The sequence below is a fragment of the Acidiphilium sp. AL genome, from assembly GCF_025499445.1.
GTDB classification, from domain to species: domain Bacteria; phylum Pseudomonadota; class Alphaproteobacteria; order Acetobacterales; family Acetobacteraceae; genus Acidiphilium; species Acidiphilium iwatense.
Genome location: NZ_JAIMBZ010000003.1, coordinates 133,603 through 154,999 on the forward strand (window position 1 = coordinate 133,603; position 21,397 = coordinate 154,999).

The following is a 21,397-nucleotide window of genomic DNA, read 5'->3' on the forward strand; positions in this document are numbered from 1 at the left end:
CGATTAGATATGAATCGCGCGGCCCTCCACCGCGAGCGCCGCTTCCTTCACCGCCTCGTTCAGGCTCGGATGCGCGTGGCTGGTGCGCGCCACATCCTCGGCCGAAGCGCCGAATTCGATCGCCAATACCAGTTCGGCGATGATCGTGCCGGCATCCGGCCCGATGATATGGGCGCCAAGCAGTTTGTCAGTCTTCTTGTCCGAGAGCAGTTTCACGAATCCGTCGGTGTCGCCCATCGCACGGGCGCGGCCGTTGGCGGTGAACGGGAATTTGCCAACCTTGTATTCCACGCGTTCGGCTTTCAAATCTTCCTCGGTCTTGCCGACCGACGCGACCTCGGGCCACGTATAGACCACGCCGGGGATCGCGCCGTAATTCACATGACCCGCCTGCCCGGCAAGGATTTCGGCGAGAGCGACGCCTTCTTCCTCGGCCTTGTGCGCAAGCATCGGCCCGTCGATCACGTCGCCGATCGCGTAGATGCCTTTGACGTTGGTTGAGAAATGACCATCGGTCTTGACCCTGCCGCGCTCATCCATCGCCACACCGACCACGTCGAGACCAAGCCCTTCGGTAAGGGCGCGTCGCCCGATCGCGACCAGCACGGCATCGGCTTCCAGCGTTTCCGCCGCACCACCCTTGGCCGGTTCCAGCGTCAGCGAAACGCCGGACTTGGTCTTCTTCGCTTCGGTCACCTTGGTGCCGAGTTTGAACTTCATGCCCAGCTTGGCAAGAATCCTCTGGAACGCCGTTGCGATCTCGCCATCCATCGTCGGCACAAGCCGGTCGAGGAACTCCACCACCGTCACCTCGGCACCGAGCCGCCGCCAGACACTGCCAAGTTCGAGGCCGATATAACCCCCGCCGATCACCACCAGATGCTTCGGCACCGATTCCAGCGCAATCGCGCCGGTCGATGTCACGATCGTCTTCTCGTCGATCTCGACGCCGGGAAGCGGCATACTTTCGCTTCCCGTCGCGATAACGATGTGTTTTGCCTGATACTCCTTGCCATCGACCGTGACGGTATCGGCAGATTTGAAGGAAGCCGAACCCTTGATCCAGGTGACTTTGTTCTTGCGGAACAAGAATTCGACGCCCTTCACATTCGCGGTCACCACATCGGTTTTGTGACCCATCATACGCGCCAGATCGAACGACGCTTCCTTCGCCATCACCCCGTGCTGCGCGAAGCCATGCAGCAGCGCGTGATAGTTTTCCGAGGATTGCAGCAGCGCCTTCGATGGAATGCACCCGACATTGAGGCAGGTGCCACCGAGCGTCGCGCGCTTTTCCACGCAGGCGACCTTCATGCCGAGTTGCGCCGCACGGATCGCGCAGACATAGCCGCCCGGACCGCCGCCGATGACGATGACGTCGAATTGTTCGCTCATGGACGGCTCCTCAGATCTCGAGCATCAGGCGACGCGGATCTTCGATGTTCTCCTTCACGCGCACCAGGAACGAGACCGCTTCGCGCCCGTCGATGATCCGATGATCGTAGGAGACCGCAAGATACATCATCGGCCGAATCTCGATCTTGCCGGCGATCGCCATCGGCCGGTCCTGGATCTTGTGCATCCCGAGGATCGCCGATTGCGGCGGGTTGAGGATCGGCGTGGACATCAGCGAACCGAATACGCCTCCATTGGTGATCGAGAACGTGCCGCCGGAAAGTTCGTCCAGCTTCAACGCGCCGTCGCGCGCCCGCTTGCCGAAATCGCCGATCGCCGCTTCGATCTCTGGAAAGCTCATCCGGTCGGCGTCGCGCAGCACGGGAACCACCAGCCCGTTCGGGCTGCTGACCGCGATGCCCATATTGACAAAATTCCGATAGACGATGTCGTCGCCATCGATCTCCGCGTTGACTGCCGGGAATTCGCGCAGGGCGGCGACGCAGGCCTTCACGAAGAAGCTCATGAAGCCGAGACGCACGCCCTTATGCTTCTTCTCGAACGCGTCCTTGTATTCGCTGCGCAGTGTCATCACCGCACTCATATCCACCTCGTTGAAGGTGGTGAGCATCGCCGCGTTATTCTGCGCTTCCTTGAGGCGCGTGGCGATGGTGCGGCGCAGCCGGGTCATCTTCACCCGCTCCTCGCGAGGATCCTCGGCGCGCGGTGCCTTCGCCGCGGCTGGCGCGGGCTTCTCGGCCGGCTTTTCGAGAAACGCGATCACGTCGCCCTTGGTGATGCGGCCATCCTTGCCCGATCCATCGCCCACCTGCCCGGCGGCAATTTTTTGTTCGGTCATCATCTTCTGTGCCGCCGGCAGCGGCGCGTGATCGCCGCGCGAGACCGGACCGGACGGCGGCGGTGGAGGGTTCACCCCGCTCGGCGGGTTGGCGCCTGGCTTCGCGGCGTCGGTCTTCGCATCAGCCTTTGCGTCCTGTCTCGGCTCCGCTTTTGTCTCGGTTTTCGCCGGCGCCCCGGCTTTGCCATTGCCCGCACCGATGGTTCCGAGCAGCGCGCCGACTTCGACCTCGGCCCCCTCATCGGCCGCGATCGCTTCGATCGTGCCGGATTCAGGGGCATTGACCTCTACCGTGACTTTGTCGGTCTCCAACTCGACGACCGGCTCGTCGCGCTCGACCCGCTCTCCTGCCTTCTTCATCCAGCGCGCGACGGTCGCCGTCGTCACGCTTTCGCCCAGAGTCGGAACCTTGATTTCGGTGGACATCGTGTCGCCTTTCCTGTCAGCCTATCAAACGCCGAGCGCTTCCTTGACCAGTGCCGCCTGCTCGGCGGCATGGGTTTTGGCGAGTCCGGTCGCCGGGCTCGCCGCTGGCTTGCGGCCGACATAAACGGGCCGGGAGGCCGTCATCGCCGAACCCATGCAACCCAGAACGTGCTCGATCCGGCGATCGACGAACTGCCAGCCGCCCATATTCTCCGGCTCTTCCTGGCACCACACGATCTCGGCCTTGCTATACATCTCGATCGCGGATTTGAGGGCCTTTTTCGGGAACGGAAAGAACTGTTCGAGCCGCACGATGGCAACGTCGGTCATCGCGCGATCGCGCCGCTCGGCGAGCAGATCGTAATAGACCTTGCCCGAGCAGATCACCACGCGCCTGACCTGCTCGCTCGGGCCGATCGGGTCGATTTCGGGGATCACCGTGCGGAACGTGGAACCGTTGCTCATCTCGTCGAGCGTAGAGACCGCGAGCTTGTGCCGGAGCAGCGATTTCGGCGTCATGATGACCAGCGGTTTGCGGAAATTCCGCTTGAGCTGGCGGCGCAGCGCATGAAAATAATTGGCGGGCGTGGTGATGTTGCACACCGTCATGTTGTTCTCGGCACAGAGCTGCAGATACCGCTCGAGCCGCGCCGAGGAATGCTCCGGTCCCTGTCCCTCATAACCATGCGGCAGAAGCAGCGTGAGGCCCGACATGCGCAGCCACTTGCTCTCGCCGGCGGCGATGAACTGATCGATGATTACCTGCGCGCCATTGGCGAAATCGCCGAACTGGCCTTCCCACAAAACCAGCGTGCGCGGATCGGCGACCGAGTAGCCGTATTCGAAGCCGAGCACGCCGGCTTCCGACAGCAGCGAGTTGAAAATCTCGATCTTCGCCTGATTGTCGCGAATATTGTTGAGCGGTACATATTCGTGCTGGTTAGTCTGATCGACCAGCACGGCATGCCGCTGACTGAACGTGCCGCGCTGACAATCCTCGCCGGACAGCCGGACCCGGTGGCCTTCGAGAAGCAGCGAGCCGAAGGCCAGGGCCTCGCCGGTTGCCCAGTCGATCCCCTCGCCGCTCTCGATCATCTCGCGTTTGGCGTCGAGCTGGCGGGCGATTTTCGGATTGATATCGAAATCATCCGGCGAACGCGACAAGGCGGCACCGATCTCGCGCAGTTCGTCGAGCCCGATCGCGGTCGGTTCCTCGGTTTCACCATCCTCATCGCGCGACGAATTCAGTCCCGCCCAATGGCCTTCCAGCCAATCCGCCTTGTTCGGCTTATAACCGCCCGCCGCCTTGTAGGCGTCTTCGAGGGTCGCGACGAAATCCTGATACATCGCGTCGGATTCGGCATTCGTCAGCGCACCCTCGGCGACGAGGCGCTCGGCATAGAGCGTGCGGGTCGTCTTGCGCGCCCGGATCGCCTGATACATCAGCGGCTGGGTGAAGGCCGGCTCGTCGGTCTCGTTATGGCCGTGCCGGCGATAGCAAACCAGATCGATCACCACATCGACGGCGAATTGCATACGGAACTCGGTGGCGAGCCGCGCCACGAACACGACGGCTTCGGGATCGTCGCCATTGACATGCAGAATCGGCGACTGCACCGATTTCGCGACATCGGTGCAATAGAGCCCCGAATAGGCATGGGCCGGCACCGTGGTAAACCCGATCTGGTTGTTCACCACGATATGGATCGTTCCGCCGGTGCGATAGCCGATGAGCTGGCTCATCGCGAGCGTCTCGTAAACCAGGCCCTGGCCGGCAAACGCCGCGTCGCCATGCATCAGGATGGCCATGACGGAGCGGCGGCTGCGCGTGTCGCTCGCCATATCCTGGCGCGCGCGCACCTTGCCGACCACCACCGGATCGACCGCTTCGAGATGCGACGGGTTGGGCTGCAGCGACAGGTGCACCTGATTCCCGTCGATCGACAGATCGGTCGAGGTGCCGAGGTGATACTTCACGTCACCCGAACCCTGAACCGCATCCGGCTTGAAGCTCTCGCCACCAAATTCGGAAAACAGCGCGGTGAACGGTTTCTTGACGATATTCGCCAAGGTGTTCAGCCGGCCGCGATGCGGCATCCCGATCGCGATTTCCCCCACCCCGTCGCGCGCCGCCGTCTCGATGATTTCATGCAGCGCCGGGATGGTGCTTTCGCCGCCTTCCAGGCCGAACCGCTTGGTACCGACATAGCGGCGCTGGCAGAACACCTCGAACCCTTCGGCTTCGGTCAGGTGCTGAAGCACCTCGCGTTTCTGCTCCTTCGAAAACGAGTCGCGCCAGGGCGCACCCTCGATGCGGCGCTGCATCCAGGCTTTCTGCTCGGGGTCCTGGATATGCATGAACTCGACGCCGATCTTGCCGCAGTAGCTCTCGCGCAAAATCGCGATGATCTCGCGCAGTGTCGCCGTCTCGCGGCCGAGCACCTTGTCGATGAAGATCGGCCGGTTCAGATCGGCATCGGTGAAGCCATAGGTTTTCGGGTCGAGTTCCGGGTGATGACCGACCCGTTTGAGACCAAGCGGATCGAGATCGGCTTCGAGATGGCCGCGCACGCGATAAGCGCGGATCAGCATCAGCGCACGGATCGAATCGATCGTCGCCTTGCGGCTGTCGGCGGAGTCGATCGGCGCCGGTTGCGGCACACCAATCTCCGCCGGGGCGAATGCGGTTGGGCGCGGTGCCCAGGAAGCGCCCAGCGCATCGGTCAGCACCGCCTTCGTCTCGTCGCCCAGCGTCGCGAACAGGGATGCGAAATCGGGGTCAACGCTGTCGGGCGCGGTCACCCATTTCGCATACAGATTGGCGATGAAAGCGGCGTTGCCGCCATTCATCGCCGTCGCCAGAATATCCACACCAGCCATGTCAGAAATCCTCCGGCCGCACGAGGCCACCTGATCGTCTGCCCGGAAGTGCCCGGTCGAGTGTTAAAATCGATGCGAGAGACATAGTGCAATCACCTAAGCAATTGCACCGTATCGGCACCGGGCTGGAATGCTCATCTTGCATGAACATCCATCCCGTCAGTGCCCGGCCCGATACGACCACTGTTTCAACTCGCTGCGCTAGAGCAATATGGCTTTAAGCGGAATCGCGAAGCGATCCGCAAAGCCATGAAATTGCTCGCTCAAACAAAAACTAGAGCGTGATCGACTGTAAGTCATCACGCTCTAGGCGCGCAGCGCCTTCACCATGGTTGATCCGAGGGATGCTGGGCTGTCGGCGACATGGATTCCGGCGGATTTCATCGCCTCGATTTTCGCCTGGGCGGTGTCGCGCCCGCCGGAAATCACCGCCCCGGCATGGCCCATCCGCCGTCCCGGCGGCGCGGTCACCCCGGCGATGAAGCCGACCACCGGCTTCTTCACCCTGTGTTTGGCCAGAAACTCCGCCGCCTCGATCTCGCTCTGCCCGCCAATCTCGCCGATCATGATCACCGCCTCGGTCTCATCATCACCCAGAAACAGCTCCAGAACCTCAATGAAATCCAGGCCCTTCACCGGATCGCCGCCAATCCCCACACAGCTCGACTGCCCCAGACCCGCCGCCGTGGTCTGCGCCACCGCCTCGTAGGTCAGCGTCCCCGAGCGCGACACGATCCCGATCTTGCCCCGCCGGTGAATATGCCCCGGCATGATCCCGATCTTGCACGCATCCGGCGTGATCACCCCAGGGCAGTTCGGCCCCACCAGGATCGACGCCGAACCCGCCAGCGCCCGCTTCACCCGAACCATGTCCAGCACCGGTATCCCCTCGGTGATGCACACGATCAGCGGAACCCCGGCATCGATCGCCTCCAGGATCGCATCCGCCGCGAAGGGCGGCGGCACATAGATCGCGCTCGCATCCGCCCCGGTCCGTTCCCGCGCCTCCGCCACCGTGTCGAACACCGGCAGATCCAGATGCCGCGTCCCGCCCTTGCCCGGCGTCACCCCGCCCACCACCTTGGTGCCGTAGGCGATCGCCTGCTCGGAATGAAACGTCCCCTGCGCCCCGGTGAACCCCTGGGTAATCACCTTCGTCGCGGCATTGACCAGTATCGCCATCACGCGGCCTCCTTCACGGCGGCCACGATCTTCTGCGCCGCATCCGCCAGATTGTCCGCCGCGATGATCGGCAGCCCGGATTTCGACAGAATGTCCTTGCCCAACTGGACGTTGGTCCCTTCCAGACGAACCACCAGCGGCACCGACAGCGACACCTCCCGCGCCGCCGCCACCACCCCTTCGGCAATCACGTCGCAGCGCATGATCCCGCCGAAAATATTCACCAGTATCCCTTCCACGTTCGGGTCCGACAGGATGATCTTGAACGCCGCCGTCACCCGCTCCTTGGTCGCGCCGCCGCCAACATCCAGAAAATTCGCCGGCGCCGCCCCATACAGCTTGATGATGTCCATCGTCGCCATCGCCAGCCCGGCCCCGTTCACCATGCAGCCGATCGAGCCCTCCAGCGCCACATAGCTCAGGCTGTGCTTCGCCGCCTCCAGCTCCTTCGGGTCCTCCTCCGCCTCGTCACGCAGCTTCTCCAGATCAGGATGCCGATACAGCGCGTTGTCGTCGAAGCTCACCTTCGCATCCAGCGCCACCACATCCCCCGAACCGGTCACCACCAGCGGGTTGATCTCGACGATCGCGCAGTCCAGCCCAACGAACGCCCGGTACATCGCCTCCACAAACGTCGCGAAGGCACCGATCTGCTTGCCCTCCAGCCCCAGCCCGAAACCCAGCTTGCGCGCATGAAACCCGGAAACCCCGGTCGCCGGATCAACCGAAACCCGCAATATCTTCTCGGGATGATGCTCAGCGACCTCCTCGATCTCCATCCCCCCCTCGGTCGACGCCATGATCACGATCCGCGACGCCCCACGATCCACCAGCAACGACAAATACAGCTCGCGCTTGATGTCGCACCCAGCCTCGACATACACCCGCCGAACCACCCGCCCCGCCGCACCCGTCTGCTTGGTCACCAGAACATGCCCCAGCATCGCCTCCGCCGCCGCGCGAACCTCCGCCGCACTCCGCGCCAAGCGAACCCCGCCTTTACCGGCAGGATCGTCCTTGAAATGACCCGCACCACGCCCACCCGCATGGATCTGCGACTTCACAACATAAACCGGACCAGGCAGCTTCCCAGCCGCAAAAGCAGCCTCCTCCCCGCTCCACGCAACACTGCCCCCCAATACCGAAACCCCATACGATCTCAGCAATTCCTTCGCCTGATACTCATGTATGTTCATCTGATTCCCCGTACGGTCGTCATTGGCCTGTCATCCGAAAATATTGTGATTTCGATATTATCCGCGATACGCTTCACCTGCCGGCGCGGACCTAGACTATCGTTTTGCACCACGCAACCGCATGGAAACGGCGCCACTGTCATCTCCTAAGTTAAGTGGGCCAACGCGAAATACGCCTCGCTGCGCATCTCCTCAAGCCGCGAGACCGTTCGTTCGAAAATCGCGGCCCCCGTGCCTGAGGTATAGAGTGCCGCCGGCTCGGCGGCGGCCGAGGTGTAGAGTTTCACCCGATGTTCATAGAGCGCGTCGATCAGGGTGATGAACCGCCGCGCCTCGTCGAAATTCTCCGGCGAAAGCAGCGGCACCGCATCGATCAGAACTGTATCGTAATGCGTCGCCAACGCCAGATAGTCGCCCGCCCCCAACGCCTGGGCGCAGAGCGCCGAAAAATCGAACCGGGCCACTCCATTGGCCGCATAGGGCACCACGAGCTTGCGGCCGAACACGGTCAGGGCGGTTCGCTGCGGCGTCGCTCCGCCGGTCAGCCGGGCGAACACGTCGTCCAGCGCGCGCTCGGCGTTGCCGTCGGCGGGCACATGCCAATTCAGCACGCCATGCACCCGCTCGCGCCGGTAATCGCGTCCGCCATCAAGCACCAGCACGTCGAGGTGGCGTTTCAGCAGCGCGATAAAGGGCTTGAAACTCTCATAGCCCGGCTTGTTCCTGTAAAGATTGTCGGGCAGCGTGTTCGAGGTGGCGACGATCACCACCGCTCGCGCGAACAGCGCCTCGAACAGTCGGCCCAGCAACATGGCATCGCCGATATCGTGGATCTGGAATTCGTCGAAGCAAAGCAACGAAGCCTCGGCGGCGATCTTGGCCGCCAGCACGGCGATCGCGTCCTCCGCCTCGCCTTGATTGATGCGATGCAGGCGCTGGTGGCATTCCTGAATGAATTCATGAAAATGCACGCGGCGCTTGCGCGGAACCTCGGCGGCGTCGAAAAACATGTCCATGAGCATGGATTTGCCGCGCCCGACCTCGCCCACGAGATAGAGGCCGTTCGGATAGTCCACCGGCACTTCGTCGACCCGTTTCTTGTTCAGCAGGCGGCCGAGCCAGCCGTTCGGCGTCGTTCTGGGCTGCGGGTCGTAGCCGCGCAGCCGGGTCCAGAGTTCCTGCAGCCGCTCCACCGCCCGCCGTTGCGCGGAGTCCATCAGGATCGCGCCGGTCTCGATCCGCGCCCGGTAAGCGGACATGATTCCCACGCCGGACCCTTCTTTCACGTCATCGAGCATGGAGCGCGCCGGTAGCGCAATCCACGCCGCGACACAACATTGCGCGCAGGCTCAACCCGGCACCAGCGCGTTCAAGCCAAAAGCGACCGCCGCGAAAACCGCCACGCTCACCGCATAGATGAGGACGAACCACACCCATCTGCGCAGAACCGGATGATCGCGCAGCGCACGGTCGAGCCATGCGTCAATGATAATGGGCACCGGCCTCGACCTTCCCGTGGAATATGGAATAGGCGAATATATTATAGCCGATGATGATCGGGATCATCACCACGGCGCCCACCAGAAGGAAAATCTGCGAACTGACCGGCGATGCCGCCTGCCAGATCGTCAGTGTGGGCGGCACGATATTCGGATAAAGCGAATAGCCGAGCCCCAGGAAACTCACGAAAAACATCCCGAGCGCGCAAAGAAACGGCGTCTTGTCGTGATGCGCCTCGGTATCGCGCGCGAGCGTGCGGAAAAACGCATAACCGAGGGCGATCACCGCGAGCGGCGCCAGCCCGGTGATGAAAATCCCCGGAAAGCTGAACCAGCGATGCGCGAAGGACGGGTCCAGGGTCGGCGTCCACAGGCTCACCACCAGGATCAGCGCCAGCATCACGATGCCGAGTACCTTCGCGTGCCGCCGGACCCGGCGCTGCAACTCGCCCTCGGTGCGCCAAACCAGCCAGGTCGCTCCCAGCAGCGCATATCCCAGCACGACGGCAATCCCGGTAAAGATCGAGAATCCCGACAGCCAGTCGAACGTCCCGCCGGCGAATTGCTGATGCGCGATCCGGGTTCCCTGCAGCACGCCGCCGAGAATAACCCCCTGGCAGAACGCCGCCACCACCGAACCGCCGAAAAACCCGTAATCCCATAAATGCCGCTGGCGTTCAGTGGTCGCGCGGAAGCGGAATTCGAACGACACGCCACGCAGGATCAACCCCATCAACATGGTGATCACGAGCAGATAAACCGAGGGCAAAATCACGCTGTAGGCGACCGGAAACGCCCCGTAGAGCCCCGATCCGCCAAGCACCAGCCATGTCTCGTTGCCGTCCCAGACCGGCGCTATGGAATTGACCATCACGTCCCGGTCCTCGCGCATCGGTTCCACCCCGAACAGAATACCCACGCCGAGGTCGAATCCGTCCAATGTGACATATGCGAAGATCACGAAGGCCATGATGCAGCCCCAGATGATCGGCAGCGTATGAACGTTCAGCATGGGTCCGTCACTCCGCCGAATTGACGGTCGCGTCGGGGTCGTGCAGCCCCTGCGGCCCGTAGGTACGCAGCGGCTTGTCGCCGCTCGGCTCCGGCTCGCCGGTCTGCGGCTCACGCGCCATCATTGCCAGGATGTAGCGGATGCCGGTGCCGAACACGACGCAATACAACACGATGATGATGCCGAACGACCACAATACCTCGCCCACACTCAGCGGCGACACGCTCTGCGCCGTGCGCAGCACGCCATAGACCGTCCAGGGCTGGCGCCCGGTCTCGGTCACGGTCCAGCCCGCGATGATGGTGATAAAGCCGATCGGCCCGCACGATGCCACGATCCGGTGAAACCGCCGCGCCTCGTACAGCCGCCGGCGATAGCGCAGCCACAGGCTGTACAGCCCCACCGCAACCATCACCGCCCACAGCCCGACCATGATGCGAAACCCCCAGAAGGTAGTCACCAGAACCGGCCAGTTTTTCTCGGGGAACGCATCGAGCCCTTGCACCGTGCCATGCATCGAGTGGGTGATGATCAGCGAACCCAGATCAGGCACCTTGAGATCGTATAGCAGCATGCCGAGCGCCCGATCCGGCCAGCCGAACAGATGCAGCGCCTGGCCCGCCCTGGTATGGAAGTCGCCCTCCATCGCGGCGAGTTTCGCCGGTTGGGATTTCCAGACCTCTCGGCCAGCCGAATCGCCGATCAATCCCTGGATCGGCGCGACGATCGCCGCCATCCACATCGCCATCGACAGCATCAGCCGGCTGACCGGATTATCCTTGTGCCGCAGCAGATGAAACGCACCCACCGCGCCCACCGCGAAGGCGGTCGCCAGATAGGCCGCCGTCACCATGTGCAGCCATTCATAGGGAAAGGTCGGGTTGAAGATGATCTTCCACCAATTGACCGGCACGAACACGCCGTGCGGCCCGATCGTGTAGCCCTGCGGCGTCTGCATCCAGGAATTGGCCGACAGAATCCACGAGGCCGAAATCAGCGTTCCAATCGACACCAGCGCCGTCGCGGCAAAATGCAGCCTCGGTCCCACCCGCTTCAGGCCGAACAGCATGATCCCGAGAAACCCGGCCTCGAGGAAAAATGCGGTCAGCGTTTCATAAGCCAGCAGCGGCCCCAGGATCGGTCCCGCCTTGTTGGAATAGCCGCTCCAGTTTGCCCCTACCTCATATGCCATCACCAGCCCCGAAACCACGCCGATGGCGAATACTACGGCGAAAATCTTAAGCCAGTATTTATAGGCGTCGAGATAGACCTGGTTTTGCGTCTTCAGCCACATCAGTTCGAGCACTGCGAGATAGCTCGCCAGCCCGATCGAAAAAGCGGGAAACATGATGTGGAACGCGATGGTGAACCCGAACTGGGATCGCGCGAGATTGAGCGCGAGGGGTGACGTGATGGCCGACTGCATGGCTCTAGTGTTCCGTTGCGGAAATCCGTTTGCATTGCCAAAAGCGTTCTACGAATTTCCGCAACGATAGAACACTAGAAAAATCAAGCACTTCCAGCGCGGCTATGATTCTGAAATTCCTAAAATCGCCGCCACAACTGAGTAGGAATTTCAGAATCGCCACACTAGCCCTCGGTGTCCGGCACAGCCTGCCTCGGCACGCTGCACTGCATCAAAACCCTGAACGCGCTCTCGATAGGACGCTGACCCTGCCACCGGCAAGACCGGATAGAGGCTTCAGCGCCGTCAATCCTGCATGGCTCAATAGAACAATCCGGGTGCTATGTGCGAAATTCCGGCGCTCAACCAAGTGTGATCGGCCCCGCTTTATTGCCCGCCTTGCCGAAGGCGGTTATGGCCTGTCGGTCGATCTGGCTTCCGCAACCATGGGGATGGCAAACTTGTCCATACTGCGCCGCACGGCACCGCTCGCACTCGGAGTGCTCCTCACCGGCTGCGGCGTATCGCACGCGCTGTTCGGCGGCAGCCAGAAAGGGCTCGGCGAACCCGCGCCACAAAAGCCGGCGGTGGGATTCGCCGTCGCCCCGGTCCCGGAAGCGGCGCTCGCGGCGAAACATATCCTGAACGAAGGCGGCAACGCGGCCGATGCTGCAACGGCAGCCGGATTCGCCCTCGCCGTTACCCTGCCTTCACGCGCCGGCCTCGGCGGCGGCGGCGCCTGTCTGATCGACCTTCCCAAAAATGACGGCGGCACCGGGCACATCACGTCGCTGCTGTTCCAACCCGGCCAGCCGTCCGGTGCCACGTCGGGCGCATCCCGCCCCGCCGCGGTGCCGCAACTCGCGCGCGGTTTGATCGCCATGCAGGCGCGCTATGGCCGTCTGCCACTGTCTACCGATCTCGCCCCTGCGGAAGCCATGGCAGGCGGCGGTGTCGCAGTCTCACGCGCGCTCGCGGCCGATCTTTCAGTCGTCGGCTCCGCCCTCCTTGCCAATCCAGCGTCGCGCAGCGTCTTCACAACCGCCTCGGGCCAGATGCTGCAGGCGGGGGAAACCCTGCGCCAGCCCGATCTCGCGACCACGCTCACCCGGCTGCAATCGGCTGGCGTATTCGGCTTCTACCATGGTCAATTCGCCGCGAAATTCATCGATGCCGCCGATCGGGCCGGCGGTGGCCTCACCCTCGCCGATCTCCGCGCGATCAAGCCGCGCTATGTCACCCCGGTCACGATCGATCGCCTCGGCTATTCCTTGTCCTTCCTGCCGACGGCGGGCGGACTCGGCGCCGCCACCGGCATCGAGTCGCTCGCGCAGAATCCGCAAGCGATGGATGTCGCCGCCGGCCGTGCGCTCGCCGCGGCACAGGCGGCGCGCCACGGCGCTTCGCTTGGCGCCCTGCCCGCCTCGGCCGGGTTCGCTGCCCTCGATCATAAAGGCGGCGTGGTCGGCTGTGCCACGACGATGAACAATCTGTTCGGCACCGGACGAATCGCACCCGGCACCGGCATTCTGCTCGCCGCCTCGCCGGCGCGGATCACCCCGCCACTGCTCGCGGCCGGGCTTGCCACGCGCGGCGGAAACTTCCGGGCGATCGCGACCGGCTCCGGCCAGCAAGGTGCGCCGATGGCGGTTGCCGCCGGGCTCTATAATGCACTGCATTCGAGCGTGCCGATGCCAAGCCCGGTGCCGGCACCCGGTCGCGCCAATGTCATCGCCTGCGCCGGCCTGATGCCCGGTGCGCCGAAATCCTGCGCGGGTGCGGCCGATCCGCGCGGTTTCGGCCTTGCCGTCGGCTCGCGCTGAATGGTGCTGAAAACCGGCTCCGGCGCACGCGTCCCCCCGTTCCTGGTGATGGACGTGATCGCGGCGGCGAATGCTCTCGCCGCATCGCCCGGCGCCGCCAATCACCGCGTCATCCGCATGGAGGTCGGCCAGCCCGGCTCCGGCGCACCCGAAGGCGTGCGGGCGGCGGTGGCAACCGCGATGACCGGAACCGACTCGCTCGGCTACACTGAGGCGTTTGGCCTGCCGCTTCTGCGTGCTCGAATCGCCGCGCATTACGCCGATTGGTATGGCCTCGATCTTCCGGCCGCGCGCATCGCCGTGGTGGCCGGCGCCTCGGCCGGATTTCCGCTCGCCTTTCTCGCCGCCTTCGATCCCGGCGATACCATCGCACTGGCGACCCCCTGCTACCCGCCCTACCTCAACATCATGGTGGCACTCGGCCTGAAACCCATCCTGCTGCCCGCCACCGAAGCGACCGGATTCCAGCCGACCGTGGCAATGCTCGAAGCGCTCGATCCGAAACCGGCAGGAGTGCTGGTCGCCTCGCCGGCGAATCCCACCGGCTCGATGTTAGCCCCCGACGACCTGGCGGCCCTCGCCCGCTATTGCCACGATGGCGGCATCAGGCTGATCAGCGACGAGATCTATCACGGCCTGACCTATGGGAAACCGTCAGCCTCGGCCGCCAGCTTCAGCCCATCGGCCATCGTGATCAACTCGTTTTCGAAGTATTTTTCGATGACCGGCTGGCGCATTGGCTGGATGGTTTTGCCCGAAGACCTGATGCGTCCGGTCGAATGCCTCGCCCAGAACATGTTCATCTGCGCGCCGCATGTCTCGCAAATTGCCGCCATCGCGGCATTCGACTGCCATGCGGAACTCAGCGCAAGGCGCGATAGCTATGCGCGCTCCCGTGCCCTGCTGCTCGATGCCCTGCCGAGCGCTGGATTCACCAAACTCTCGCCGGCCGACGGCGCCTTCTACCTCTATGCCGACATCGCCCATACCGGCCAAGGCAGTTCGGATTTCTGCCGTGCTCTCCTCAATGAATTGCATATTGCGGCAACGCCGGGCCATGATTTCGATCCCGCGCGCGGCGGAAACTTCGTCCGCTTCTCCTATTGCGCGACCGAGGCCGATATCGCCGAAGCCGCAAGCCGGCTATTAGGTCGAAAATTAACGACTAGTTAGTTTCGGAATGTCAACGGACGGCCGGACGGCGCCCCCAGAATCTCATCCTCGCGCATCGCCACCAAACCGCGAACAACCGTCATCACCGGCCATCCAGCCACCCGCTCGCCAACAAAGGGCGACCAGCCGCACGGGCTCGCGAGCCACGCTTGTTCGATAACGCGCCGTTGTTTGAGATCGACGATGGTGAAATCGGCATCATAGCCCGCGGCGATCCGCCCCTTGCCCACCGCGCCGTAAATCCGCGCCGGGCCGGCGGCCATCAAATCCACCAGCCGCGCCAGCGACAACCTGCCGCGATGCACCTGATCGAGCATCACCGGCACCAGGGTCTGCACCCCCGTCAGCCCCGCTGCGGTCTCCGGCCACGGTTTTTCCTTTGCCGATCGCGGATGCGGTGCATGGTCCGATCCGATCGTATCGACCAACCCGTCGGCAATCGCCCGCCACGCCGCCTCCGCATGGCGCGCCTCGCGGATCGGCGGGTTCATCACCGCGTAAGCGCCCAACCGATCATAGGCGTCGGGCGCCACTTGGGTCAGATGATTGACCAACACTTCCACGCTCGCGACATCCCGGAAATCTCGCAGATAATCCAGCTCCTCCGCGGTCGAAACATGCAGAATATGTGCCGGTCGGCCGGTCTTGCGCGCCAGCGCCATGATCCGCCTTGTGCCGAGTGCGGCACATTCCGGGTCGCGCCATTCGGCGTGTTTCGAATAGGGTTGGCCGAGCGAAAACAGTTTGCGCCGCTCCTGCAAGCGGAACTCGTCCTCCGAATGAAACGCGATGCGCCGACGCCCGCTGCGCATCACGCGCTCGATCGAGGCATCGTCCTCCACCAGCAAATTGCCCGTCGAAGAGCCTGCAAACACCTTGATCGCGCAAACGCCCGGCTCGGCTTCCAGTCCGCCAAGTTGCTCGGCATTCTGTTTGGTCGCACCGACATAAAGCCCGACATCGCACCACGCCCGTCCCGCGACGGACTCGCGTTTCGCCGCGATGCTCGCCGCGTCGGTCGCGGGCGTTCTGGTGTTCGGCATGTCGAAAATCGCCGTAATGCCGCCGAGCACGGCGCCGCGCGTGCCGGTCTCCAGCGTCTCGACATCGGGCAATTCAGCCACGCCGGAATCGCGAAAATGCACGTGCGGGTCGATCAATCCGGGCAGCACATGCAACCCGCCAGCATCGATTGTCCGTTCCGCCTCGCCCCGCGCATCCAGCGTCACGACACGACCGCCCCGCACGCCGATTCGCGCTTCGGCCTCGCCCCAGGGCAGGAGAAACATACCGTTCTCGACGATCAGATCATAACGTTCCGCCATCCCTATCGCTCCGTCAGAACATCAAACACATCGCCGTCAACCGCGCGACCAAACCCGTGCCGCGCGTACCAAAGCGCCAGAAACAGCAGCCGCCAGCACGCAACTCCCGCGCGCCTGTCATCGGCACGCGCGAAGATTGCGCGCACCCGCTCGGGTTTCGCCAATTGCTCGACGATCGGCGCCCGTGCGACCAATTCACCCAGCCGCGAACCCTGCGCCGCGATCCAGGCCGCCACAGGCACATCGAACCCCTGCTTGCGTGCGAAGGGCCGCGCTTCCGGCAGGTTTTTCTCCAGCCATTTCCTGAGCACGTATTTTCCGAATCCCCTGCGCGCCCGCAGCCCATCCGGGAGCGAAAACGCGAACCGCGCGACTTCGCGATCGAGAAACGGCGTGCGTCCCTCGACGCCATGCGCCATCAGGCAGCGATCGAGCTTCAGCAGCAGATCGTTCGGCAGCCATTCGGCGATATCCTCACGCTGCGCACGAACAAGCTTCGACCCATGAGTCACATTCCGCGCCCGATCGAGTCCCGCGCGCCAAACCGCTCCCCCGTCGCGCAACACGTCCAACCCGTCGAAACCGCCCCGCGCGCGCATCCGCTTCGCAAACGGCCAGGGCCGCGCCGCCACCCGATACCGCCCATAGCCGGCGAACATCTCGTCACCACCTTCGCCCGACAACACCACCTTCACCGCTTCTCTCGCGCGGCGCGCCAGAAACCAGCTCGGAATGATCGCATAATCCGCCGCCGGATCGTCCATACATCCAACAATTTCGGGCAGATGCCGCCACATCATCGCCTCGCCGATCTCGATGCGCTCATGCCGCGCCCCCACCGCGCGCGCACTGGTTTCCGCCGTATCGCGCTCGTCGGCAACCGATGAACTGTCGAACCCCGCGGTAAACGCCAGAACCTTCGCGTCGTTCAGCCGCGCCATCAGCGCCAGAATCGTCGCACTGTCGATGCCGCCCGACAGAAACATGCCATACGGTACGTCGCTGCGCTGATGCATCTCCACGCTGTCTTCGAGCACGCGGTCGAGTGCTGCAATCGCCGCATCCTCGTCACGCGGCGCCTCGCCGGGCTCGATCGGATCATGGCGCAGCCGTCGCTCGATCGCGCCTTCCCGAAGCGTCAGCGTCTCGCCCGGAAGCAGTCGCGTAATCTCCGAAAACACCGTCGCGGAACCGGTGACGAACTGCAATTGCAGCAATTCGACGAGTTTTTCCGCATCGATCATCCGCGCCACCAGCCCCGCCTCGATCAGCGCCTGCGGTTCCGAAGCAAACGCTGCCCCGAACGACGTTTGCGCGGTATAGAGCGGCTTGATTCCGAACGGATCGCGCGCGAGCGTGACGGTTCCGCGCATCGCATCGTCGATCGCGAGCGAAAACATCCCGCGCAGGCGCGGCGTGACATCAGGCTCCGCGCGCGCGAGAAACAGCGGCGGCTCGCAGTCGCTGCCGGTCCGAAACGGCCTATCGGCCATCTCTGCCCGCAATTCCAGATTGTTGTAGATTTCGCCATTGCCGATCAGCGCGGCATCCGCACCGAACAGCGGCTGATCGCCGGTCGCGAGATCGATAATGGCGAGCCGCGTCTGTACCAGCGCCGCCCGTTCGCTGACATGCACGCCCGATCCGTCCGGTCCGCGATGGGCAAGCGCGCGCACCAGCGCCGCAAGAATCTCCGGGCCGACCCGTGCCCCCGGCTTCAGCGCGATGCCGGCAATCCCGCACATCAGCGCTTCACCGTCCGCAAAAAATCCCGCCACGCGGCAACCACAACCGCTTGATCAAACTCAATCTCGAACCGCGCCCGTCCCGCCTGCGCGAGCACTGCCGCGCGACCGCGATCGCCCAGAACGCCGGCCATCGCCGCTGCTAACGCCGCGTCATCGCCGATCGGCGCCAGCACGCCATCGACTCCATCGCGGATGATCTCGCGCGGCCCTTCGGCGGCGGCGGCAACCACCGGAACCGACGCGGAAAACGCCTCCAACACCATGTTACCAAGCGGCTCGTGACGTGACGATGACACAAATATATCGGCCGCTTTCAGCAATGCCCCGATATCGCTCCGCCAGCCGGCCAGATGCACCCGGTCGCGCAATCCAAGGCTTGCAATCAACGACTCCAACGCCGCGCGTTCCGGCCCTTCGCCGGCGATCACCAGATGCGCATCCGTAAGCCGCGCCATCGCGCGGATTAGCGTGTCGAATCCTTTCACCGCGTGTAGTCGGCCTAACGCAAGAATCAGCGCCGCACCCTCCGGCACGCCCAAACCGCCACGATTCGCCGGCATCACCCCGGCAAAATCCACCACGAAATTCGGCAGATAATGCACCCGTCCGCGCGGCCAGCCCTGCGCACCCACCCAGCGCACGATGTCGCGCGTATTACCCACCAAATGATCGCAGCGCCGGAAATATTCGAGATCGTAATACCCGCCCAGACGCCCGATCAGCGCCCAATCCCCGCGCGGCGCATGATACGCCGCCCGGCTCATCCAGGCGATCGCGACATCCGCCCGGAATTCCCGCAAAACCCGCGCGGCACGCGGCCGGGTCAACACATCGAGCAGGCCGCCGAATCGCAACCCCACCGGCGACAATCGCGCCGCCCGCAGCCGCGCGACCCGATCAGGATCCGGCCGGATCACCGGCAGCACCGCTTCGCCCGATTGCGCCAGCGCGATCGTCATACGCTCGAAGAACAGTTCGGCACCACCCTGCGCGGCTCCCGCCATCAAATGGGCAATCCTCACGCCGGCACCGTCGTGCCGAGCAGCGCCCGCGCCGTGGCGACCACCTGATCCACAGCCAAGCCGTCCATTGGCGCTTCACCTTCCGGCCCCGGCGCGGCAACAAACGACGCACGCACACCCGCCGGCGCATATTCCGATGCGCGCGACCGGCCGAACAACCCCAACGTCGGCGTCCCTGCCGCCGCCGCGAGATGCATCAGCCCGGAATCATTGCCCACGAACAGCGCGCAGCGGGCGAGGCACGCGGCCGCCTCCGGCACGCTGACCGCACCCACAAGGTCGATCGCATCCGGCAGCGCCGCAAGCACGGGCGCCGCACGGGCGCGCTCGTCAGAACCCGGACCACCAAATATGGCAATGCGCGGAACCCCAAGCCGCCGCGCCAGGTCGCCAAATCGCTCCGCCGGCCAGATCTTGCCGTCCCAGTTCGCCGTCGGTCCCAATCCAAGCACCGTCCCGCCCTCCGGCAACAGGATCGCCGCCCGCGCCCGATCCTCCGGCGCGGTCCACGCCACCGGCAGAGGCGCCGGATCGAAACCGAGCGCCACGCCGATCTGGACATAGCGCCGGCCCGGACGCCGCCCGCCGCGCACGATCACCCGCCGCCCTGCCGGCAAAAGGAGCGACAGCGCCGATCCCCGGAAATCGACGATCAAATGCCACCAATGGCGCACCACCTCGGCCCATAACGAAAACCAGTGCCGGTCCAGGCTCTGTTTTTCGAACACGATCAACCGTTCCAGCCCCGGCAGGCTGGCAAACACGCCGGCAGAAGCCGCGCCGCAGGCAACAGTCAGTCGCGCCTCGGGATGCGCAAGCCTGATCCGCTCGATCACACCCGAGGAGATCACGGCGTCGCCCAGGCGCGAGGAGGTGATGAACAATATCCGCATGTAATGCGGCGTCTAGCACGACTTGCCGCGCGCCGGCCAAGGGGCCACATTTCAATCATGACAAAAACGGCTTTTCTCCCCCATCGCGGCGTCATCGCAATCGAAGGCCCCGACCGCATCACCTTCCTGCAAGGGCTGGTCTCCAACGACGTCACCAAAGCCGTCCCCGGCCGCACCGTCTGGTCCGCTTTGCTCACCCCGCAGGGCCGCTACCTCGCCGAATTCTTCATTCTCGCCACAGCGGACTCGCTCCTGCTCGACACCGCGCGCGAAGCCATCCCCGACCTGATCAAGCGCCTCGGCCGCTTCAGGCTGCGCAGCAAGGTGACCGTCGCGGATCGCTCCGCCGATTTCGCCGTCCATGCCGCCTGGAACGGCTCAGCCACCATCCCAGACGCCATCACCGCTCCCGACCCACGGCTCGACACCGCCGGAACCCGAATCCTTGCCCGAACCAGGCTCCCCGACGCGCTCGATGCCACCGCCTACCTCGCCCACCGCCTCGCCCTCGGCCTACCCGACCACGCCGATCTCGAACCCGAAAAAACCCTGCTGATGGAAGCCGGTTTCGACGAACTTCACGGCATCGACTGGGACAAAGGCTGCTACATGGGCCAGGAACTGACCGCCCGCACCCGCTATCGCGGCCTGGTCAAACGCCGGCTCATCCCGGTGAATGGCAGCACCGATCTACCATCGCCCGGCACGCCCATCACCACCGGGGATCGCGACGCCGGCGCGTTGCGCGGCCGCCTTGGGTTGCGCGGTCTCGCCATGCTCCGGCTCGATTGCCTCGATTTGCCCTTGCAAGCAGGCCCGATCATGGTCAAACCTGATATGCCCTATTGGTTAACCCTCCCCGAGCCTGCCCAGGCATGAAAGCGCAAGCATGATCGTCGTCCATCATCTGGAAGCCTCGCGTTCCCAGCGCATCCTCTGGCTGCTCGAGGAACTCGGCCTGGAATACGAGGTGAAGCGCTACAACCGCGACCCAAAGACAATGCTCGCGCCGGCCAGCCTGCGCGCGGTGCATCCGCTCGGCAAATCCCCGGTGATCACCGACGGCGACACCACGATCGCCGAAACCGGCGCGATCGTCGAATACCTCATCGAAAAATACGGCGAAGGCCGCCTGATCCCGCCCACCGGCACCGACGATCGCCGCCGCTATTCCTACTGGCTGCACTATGCCGAAGGGTCCGCGATGCCCTTTCTGGTCATGAAGCTGATCTTCACCGAAATGCCGAAACAGGGCCCGTTTTTCGCACGCCCGCTCCTGCGCATGGTCGGCAGGCAGGTCGGCGACAAATATCTCGACCCCAATATCGCAACCCATATCCGCTACTGGGAGGACGCGCTGGCCAACTCCACCTGGTTCGCCGGCAACGACCTGACCGGCGCCGACATCATGATGAGCTTTCCGGTCGAAGCGGCGAACGCGCGCGGCGCCTTGCGCGGCAATTTCCCCCGGATCAACGCGTTCCTGGCGGCGGCGCATGCCCGTCCGGCCTATCAGCGGGCGCTGGCGAAAGGCGGACCCTACCCTTACGCCTGAAAGG

Annotated in this window: 17 protein-coding genes; 4 read left to right on the forward strand and 13 right to left on the reverse strand. The window is 64.0% G+C overall.

Annotation, left to right across the window (positions count from 1 at the left end; translation table 11 throughout):
* Positions 1-3 precede the first annotated feature (3 nt).
* The 9 genes from lpdA to AiwAL_RS03620 all read right to left on the reverse strand — a co-directional run bounded on the left by lpdA (position 4) and on the right by AiwAL_RS03620 (position 11,875).
* Positions 4-1,395, reverse strand: a complete 1,392-nt coding sequence (gene lpdA, locus AiwAL_RS03580; protein WP_235703173.1) for a dihydrolipoyl dehydrogenase — start codon at positions 1,393-1,395, stop codon at positions 4-6.
* Between the two features lie 10 nt (positions 1,396-1,405).
* Positions 1,406-2,680: a 2-oxoglutarate dehydrogenase complex dihydrolipoyllysine-residue succinyltransferase gene (odhB, locus tag AiwAL_RS03585; RefSeq protein WP_235703172.1), complete on the reverse strand. Its 1,275-nt coding sequence runs from the start codon at positions 2,678-2,680 to the stop codon at positions 1,406-1,408.
* Between the two features lie 24 nt (positions 2,681-2,704).
* A complete protein-coding gene (locus tag AiwAL_RS03590) occupies positions 2,705-5,560 on the reverse strand; it encodes a 2-oxoglutarate dehydrogenase E1 component (protein ID WP_262312133.1) in 2,856 nt (951 codons plus the stop codon).
* Positions 5,561-5,866: 306 nt separating this feature from the next.
* Positions 5,867-6,742: a succinate--CoA ligase subunit alpha gene (sucD, locus tag AiwAL_RS03595; RefSeq protein WP_262312134.1), complete on the reverse strand. Its 876-nt coding sequence runs from the start codon at positions 6,740-6,742 to the stop codon at positions 5,867-5,869.
* A complete protein-coding gene (sucC, locus tag AiwAL_RS03600; RefSeq protein WP_235706271.1) occupies positions 6,742-7,938 on the reverse strand; it encodes an ADP-forming succinate--CoA ligase subunit beta in 1,197 nt (398 codons plus the stop codon). The genes sucD and sucC overlap by 1 nt, the downstream gene beginning before the upstream one ends.
* Before the next feature lie 146 nt (positions 7,939-8,084).
* The gene (zapE, locus tag AiwAL_RS03605; protein ID WP_235703164.1) at positions 8,085-9,236 is read right to left on the reverse strand and encodes a cell division protein ZapE; all 1,152 of its coding nucleotides are present in this window, start codon (positions 9,234-9,236) and stop codon (positions 8,085-8,087) included.
* A 51-nt stretch (positions 9,237-9,287) separates the two neighbouring features.
* Positions 9,288-9,437, reverse strand: a complete 150-nt coding sequence (locus AiwAL_RS03610) for a DUF2474 family protein (RefSeq protein WP_235703163.1) — start codon at positions 9,435-9,437, stop codon at positions 9,288-9,290.
* Entirely contained in the window at positions 9,421-10,449 is a 1,029-nt protein-coding gene (cydB, locus tag AiwAL_RS03615) for a cytochrome d ubiquinol oxidase subunit II (protein ID WP_262312135.1), read from the reverse strand. Before cydB ends, AiwAL_RS03610 begins: the two co-directional genes overlap by 17 nt.
* Positions 10,450-10,456: 7 nt before the next feature.
* A complete protein-coding gene (locus AiwAL_RS03620) occupies positions 10,457-11,875 on the reverse strand; it encodes a cytochrome ubiquinol oxidase subunit I (protein WP_262312136.1) in 1,419 nt (472 codons plus the stop codon).
* A 431-nt stretch (positions 11,876-12,306) separates the two neighbouring features.
* On the opposite strand from AiwAL_RS03620, the gene AiwAL_RS03625 reads away from it, so the two are divergent.
* Together AiwAL_RS03625 and AiwAL_RS03630 are read left to right on the forward strand one after the other, a co-directional pair.
* A complete protein-coding gene (locus tag AiwAL_RS03625; protein WP_262312137.1) occupies positions 12,307-13,677 on the forward strand; it encodes a gamma-glutamyltransferase family protein in 1,371 nt (456 codons plus the stop codon).
* A complete protein-coding gene (locus AiwAL_RS03630; RefSeq protein WP_262312138.1) occupies positions 13,678-14,850 on the forward strand; it encodes a pyridoxal phosphate-dependent aminotransferase in 1,173 nt (390 codons plus the stop codon).
* On the opposite strand, the gene AiwAL_RS03635 is transcribed toward AiwAL_RS03630, so the two are convergent.
* Genes AiwAL_RS03635 through AiwAL_RS03650 form a run of 4 tightly spaced genes read right to left on the reverse strand, consistent with a single transcriptional unit; the run spans position 14,847 to position 19,838 of the window.
* On the reverse strand, positions 14,847-16,175 hold the full coding sequence (locus AiwAL_RS03635) for a dihydroorotase (protein WP_262312139.1): 1,329 nt from the start codon (positions 16,173-16,175) through the stop codon (positions 14,847-14,849). The two genes, AiwAL_RS03630 and AiwAL_RS03635, sit on opposite strands and share 4 nt — an antisense overlap.
* Positions 16,176-16,177: 2 nt before the next feature.
* On the reverse strand, positions 16,178-17,920 hold the full coding sequence (asnB, locus tag AiwAL_RS03640; protein ID WP_262312167.1) for an asparagine synthase (glutamine-hydrolyzing): 1,743 nt from the start codon (positions 17,918-17,920) through the stop codon (positions 16,178-16,180).
* Positions 17,920-18,927 carry a glycosyltransferase gene (locus AiwAL_RS03645; protein WP_262312140.1) on the reverse strand — a complete coding sequence of 336 codons (1,008 nt, stop codon included), beginning with the start codon at positions 18,925-18,927 and terminating at the stop codon, positions 17,920-17,922. Before AiwAL_RS03645 ends, asnB begins: the two co-directional genes overlap by 1 nt.
* A gap of 14 nt (positions 18,928-18,941) precedes the next feature.
* Positions 18,942-19,838, reverse strand: coding sequence for a glycosyltransferase family 9 protein (locus tag AiwAL_RS03650; RefSeq protein WP_235703156.1), 897 nt, complete (start codon positions 19,836-19,838; stop codon positions 18,942-18,944).
* A 57-nt stretch (positions 19,839-19,895) separates the two neighbouring features.
* Here AiwAL_RS03650 and AiwAL_RS03655 point away from each other — a divergent pair, with 57 nt between their 5' ends.
* Both AiwAL_RS03655 and AiwAL_RS03660 read left to right on the forward strand, forming a co-directional pair.
* Entirely contained in the window at positions 19,896-20,717 is an 822-nt protein-coding gene (locus tag AiwAL_RS03655; RefSeq protein ID WP_262312141.1) for a folate-binding protein YgfZ, read from the forward strand.
* A gap of 10 nt (positions 20,718-20,727) precedes the next feature.
* Positions 20,728-21,393, forward strand: a complete 666-nt coding sequence (locus AiwAL_RS03660) for a glutathione S-transferase (protein ID WP_262312142.1) — start codon at positions 20,728-20,730, stop codon at positions 21,391-21,393.
* The last annotated feature ends 4 nt before the right edge of the window (positions 21,394-21,397 follow it).

Excerpts from the sequence above, each read along its gene's own strand:
- lpdA (WP_235703173.1), bottom strand. The coding sequence starts at position 1,395 with ATGAGCGAACAATTCGACGTCATCGTCATCGGCGGCGGTCCGGGCGGC.
- odhB (WP_235703172.1), bottom strand. The coding sequence starts at position 2,680 with ATGTCCACCGAAATCAAGGTTCCGACTCTGGGCGAAAGCGTGACGACG.
- AiwAL_RS03590 (WP_262312133.1), bottom strand. The coding sequence starts at position 5,560 with ATGGCTGGTGTGGATATTCTGGCGACGGCGATGAATGGCGGCAACGCC.
- sucD (WP_262312134.1), bottom strand. The coding sequence starts at position 6,742 with ATGGCGATACTGGTCAATGCCGCGACGAAGGTGATTACCCAGGGGTTC.
- sucC (WP_235706271.1), bottom strand. The coding sequence starts at position 7,938 with ATGAACATACATGAGTATCAGGCGAAGGAATTGCTGAGATCGTATGGG.
- zapE (WP_235703164.1), bottom strand. The coding sequence starts at position 9,236 with ATGCTCGATGACGTGAAAGAAGGGTCCGGCGTGGGAATCATGTCCGCT.
- cydB (WP_262312135.1), bottom strand. The coding sequence starts at position 10,449 with ATGCTGAACGTTCATACGCTGCCGATCATCTGGGGCTGCATCATGGCC.
- AiwAL_RS03620 (WP_262312136.1), bottom strand. The coding sequence starts at position 11,875 with ATGCAGTCGGCCATCACGTCACCCCTCGCGCTCAATCTCGCGCGATCC.
- AiwAL_RS03625 (WP_262312137.1), top strand. The coding sequence starts at position 12,307 with ATGGCAAACTTGTCCATACTGCGCCGCACGGCACCGCTCGCACTCGGA.
- AiwAL_RS03630 (WP_262312138.1), top strand. The coding sequence starts at position 13,678 with ATGGTGCTGAAAACCGGCTCCGGCGCACGCGTCCCCCCGTTCCTGGTG.
- AiwAL_RS03635 (WP_262312139.1), bottom strand. The coding sequence starts at position 16,175 with ATGGCGGAACGTTATGATCTGATCGTCGAGAACGGTATGTTTCTCCTG.
- asnB (WP_262312167.1), bottom strand. The coding sequence starts at position 17,920 with ATGTGCGGGATTGCCGGCATCGCGCTGAAGCCGGGGGCACGGGTCGGC.
- AiwAL_RS03645 (WP_262312140.1), bottom strand. The coding sequence starts at position 18,927 with ATGGCGGGAGCCGCGCAGGGTGGTGCCGAACTGTTCTTCGAGCGTATG.
- AiwAL_RS03650 (WP_235703156.1), bottom strand. The coding sequence starts at position 19,838 with ATGCGGATATTGTTCATCACCTCCTCGCGCCTGGGCGACGCCGTGATC.
- AiwAL_RS03655 (WP_262312141.1), top strand. The coding sequence starts at position 19,896 with ATGACAAAAACGGCTTTTCTCCCCCATCGCGGCGTCATCGCAATCGAA.
- AiwAL_RS03660 (WP_262312142.1), top strand. The coding sequence starts at position 20,728 with ATGATCGTCGTCCATCATCTGGAAGCCTCGCGTTCCCAGCGCATCCTC.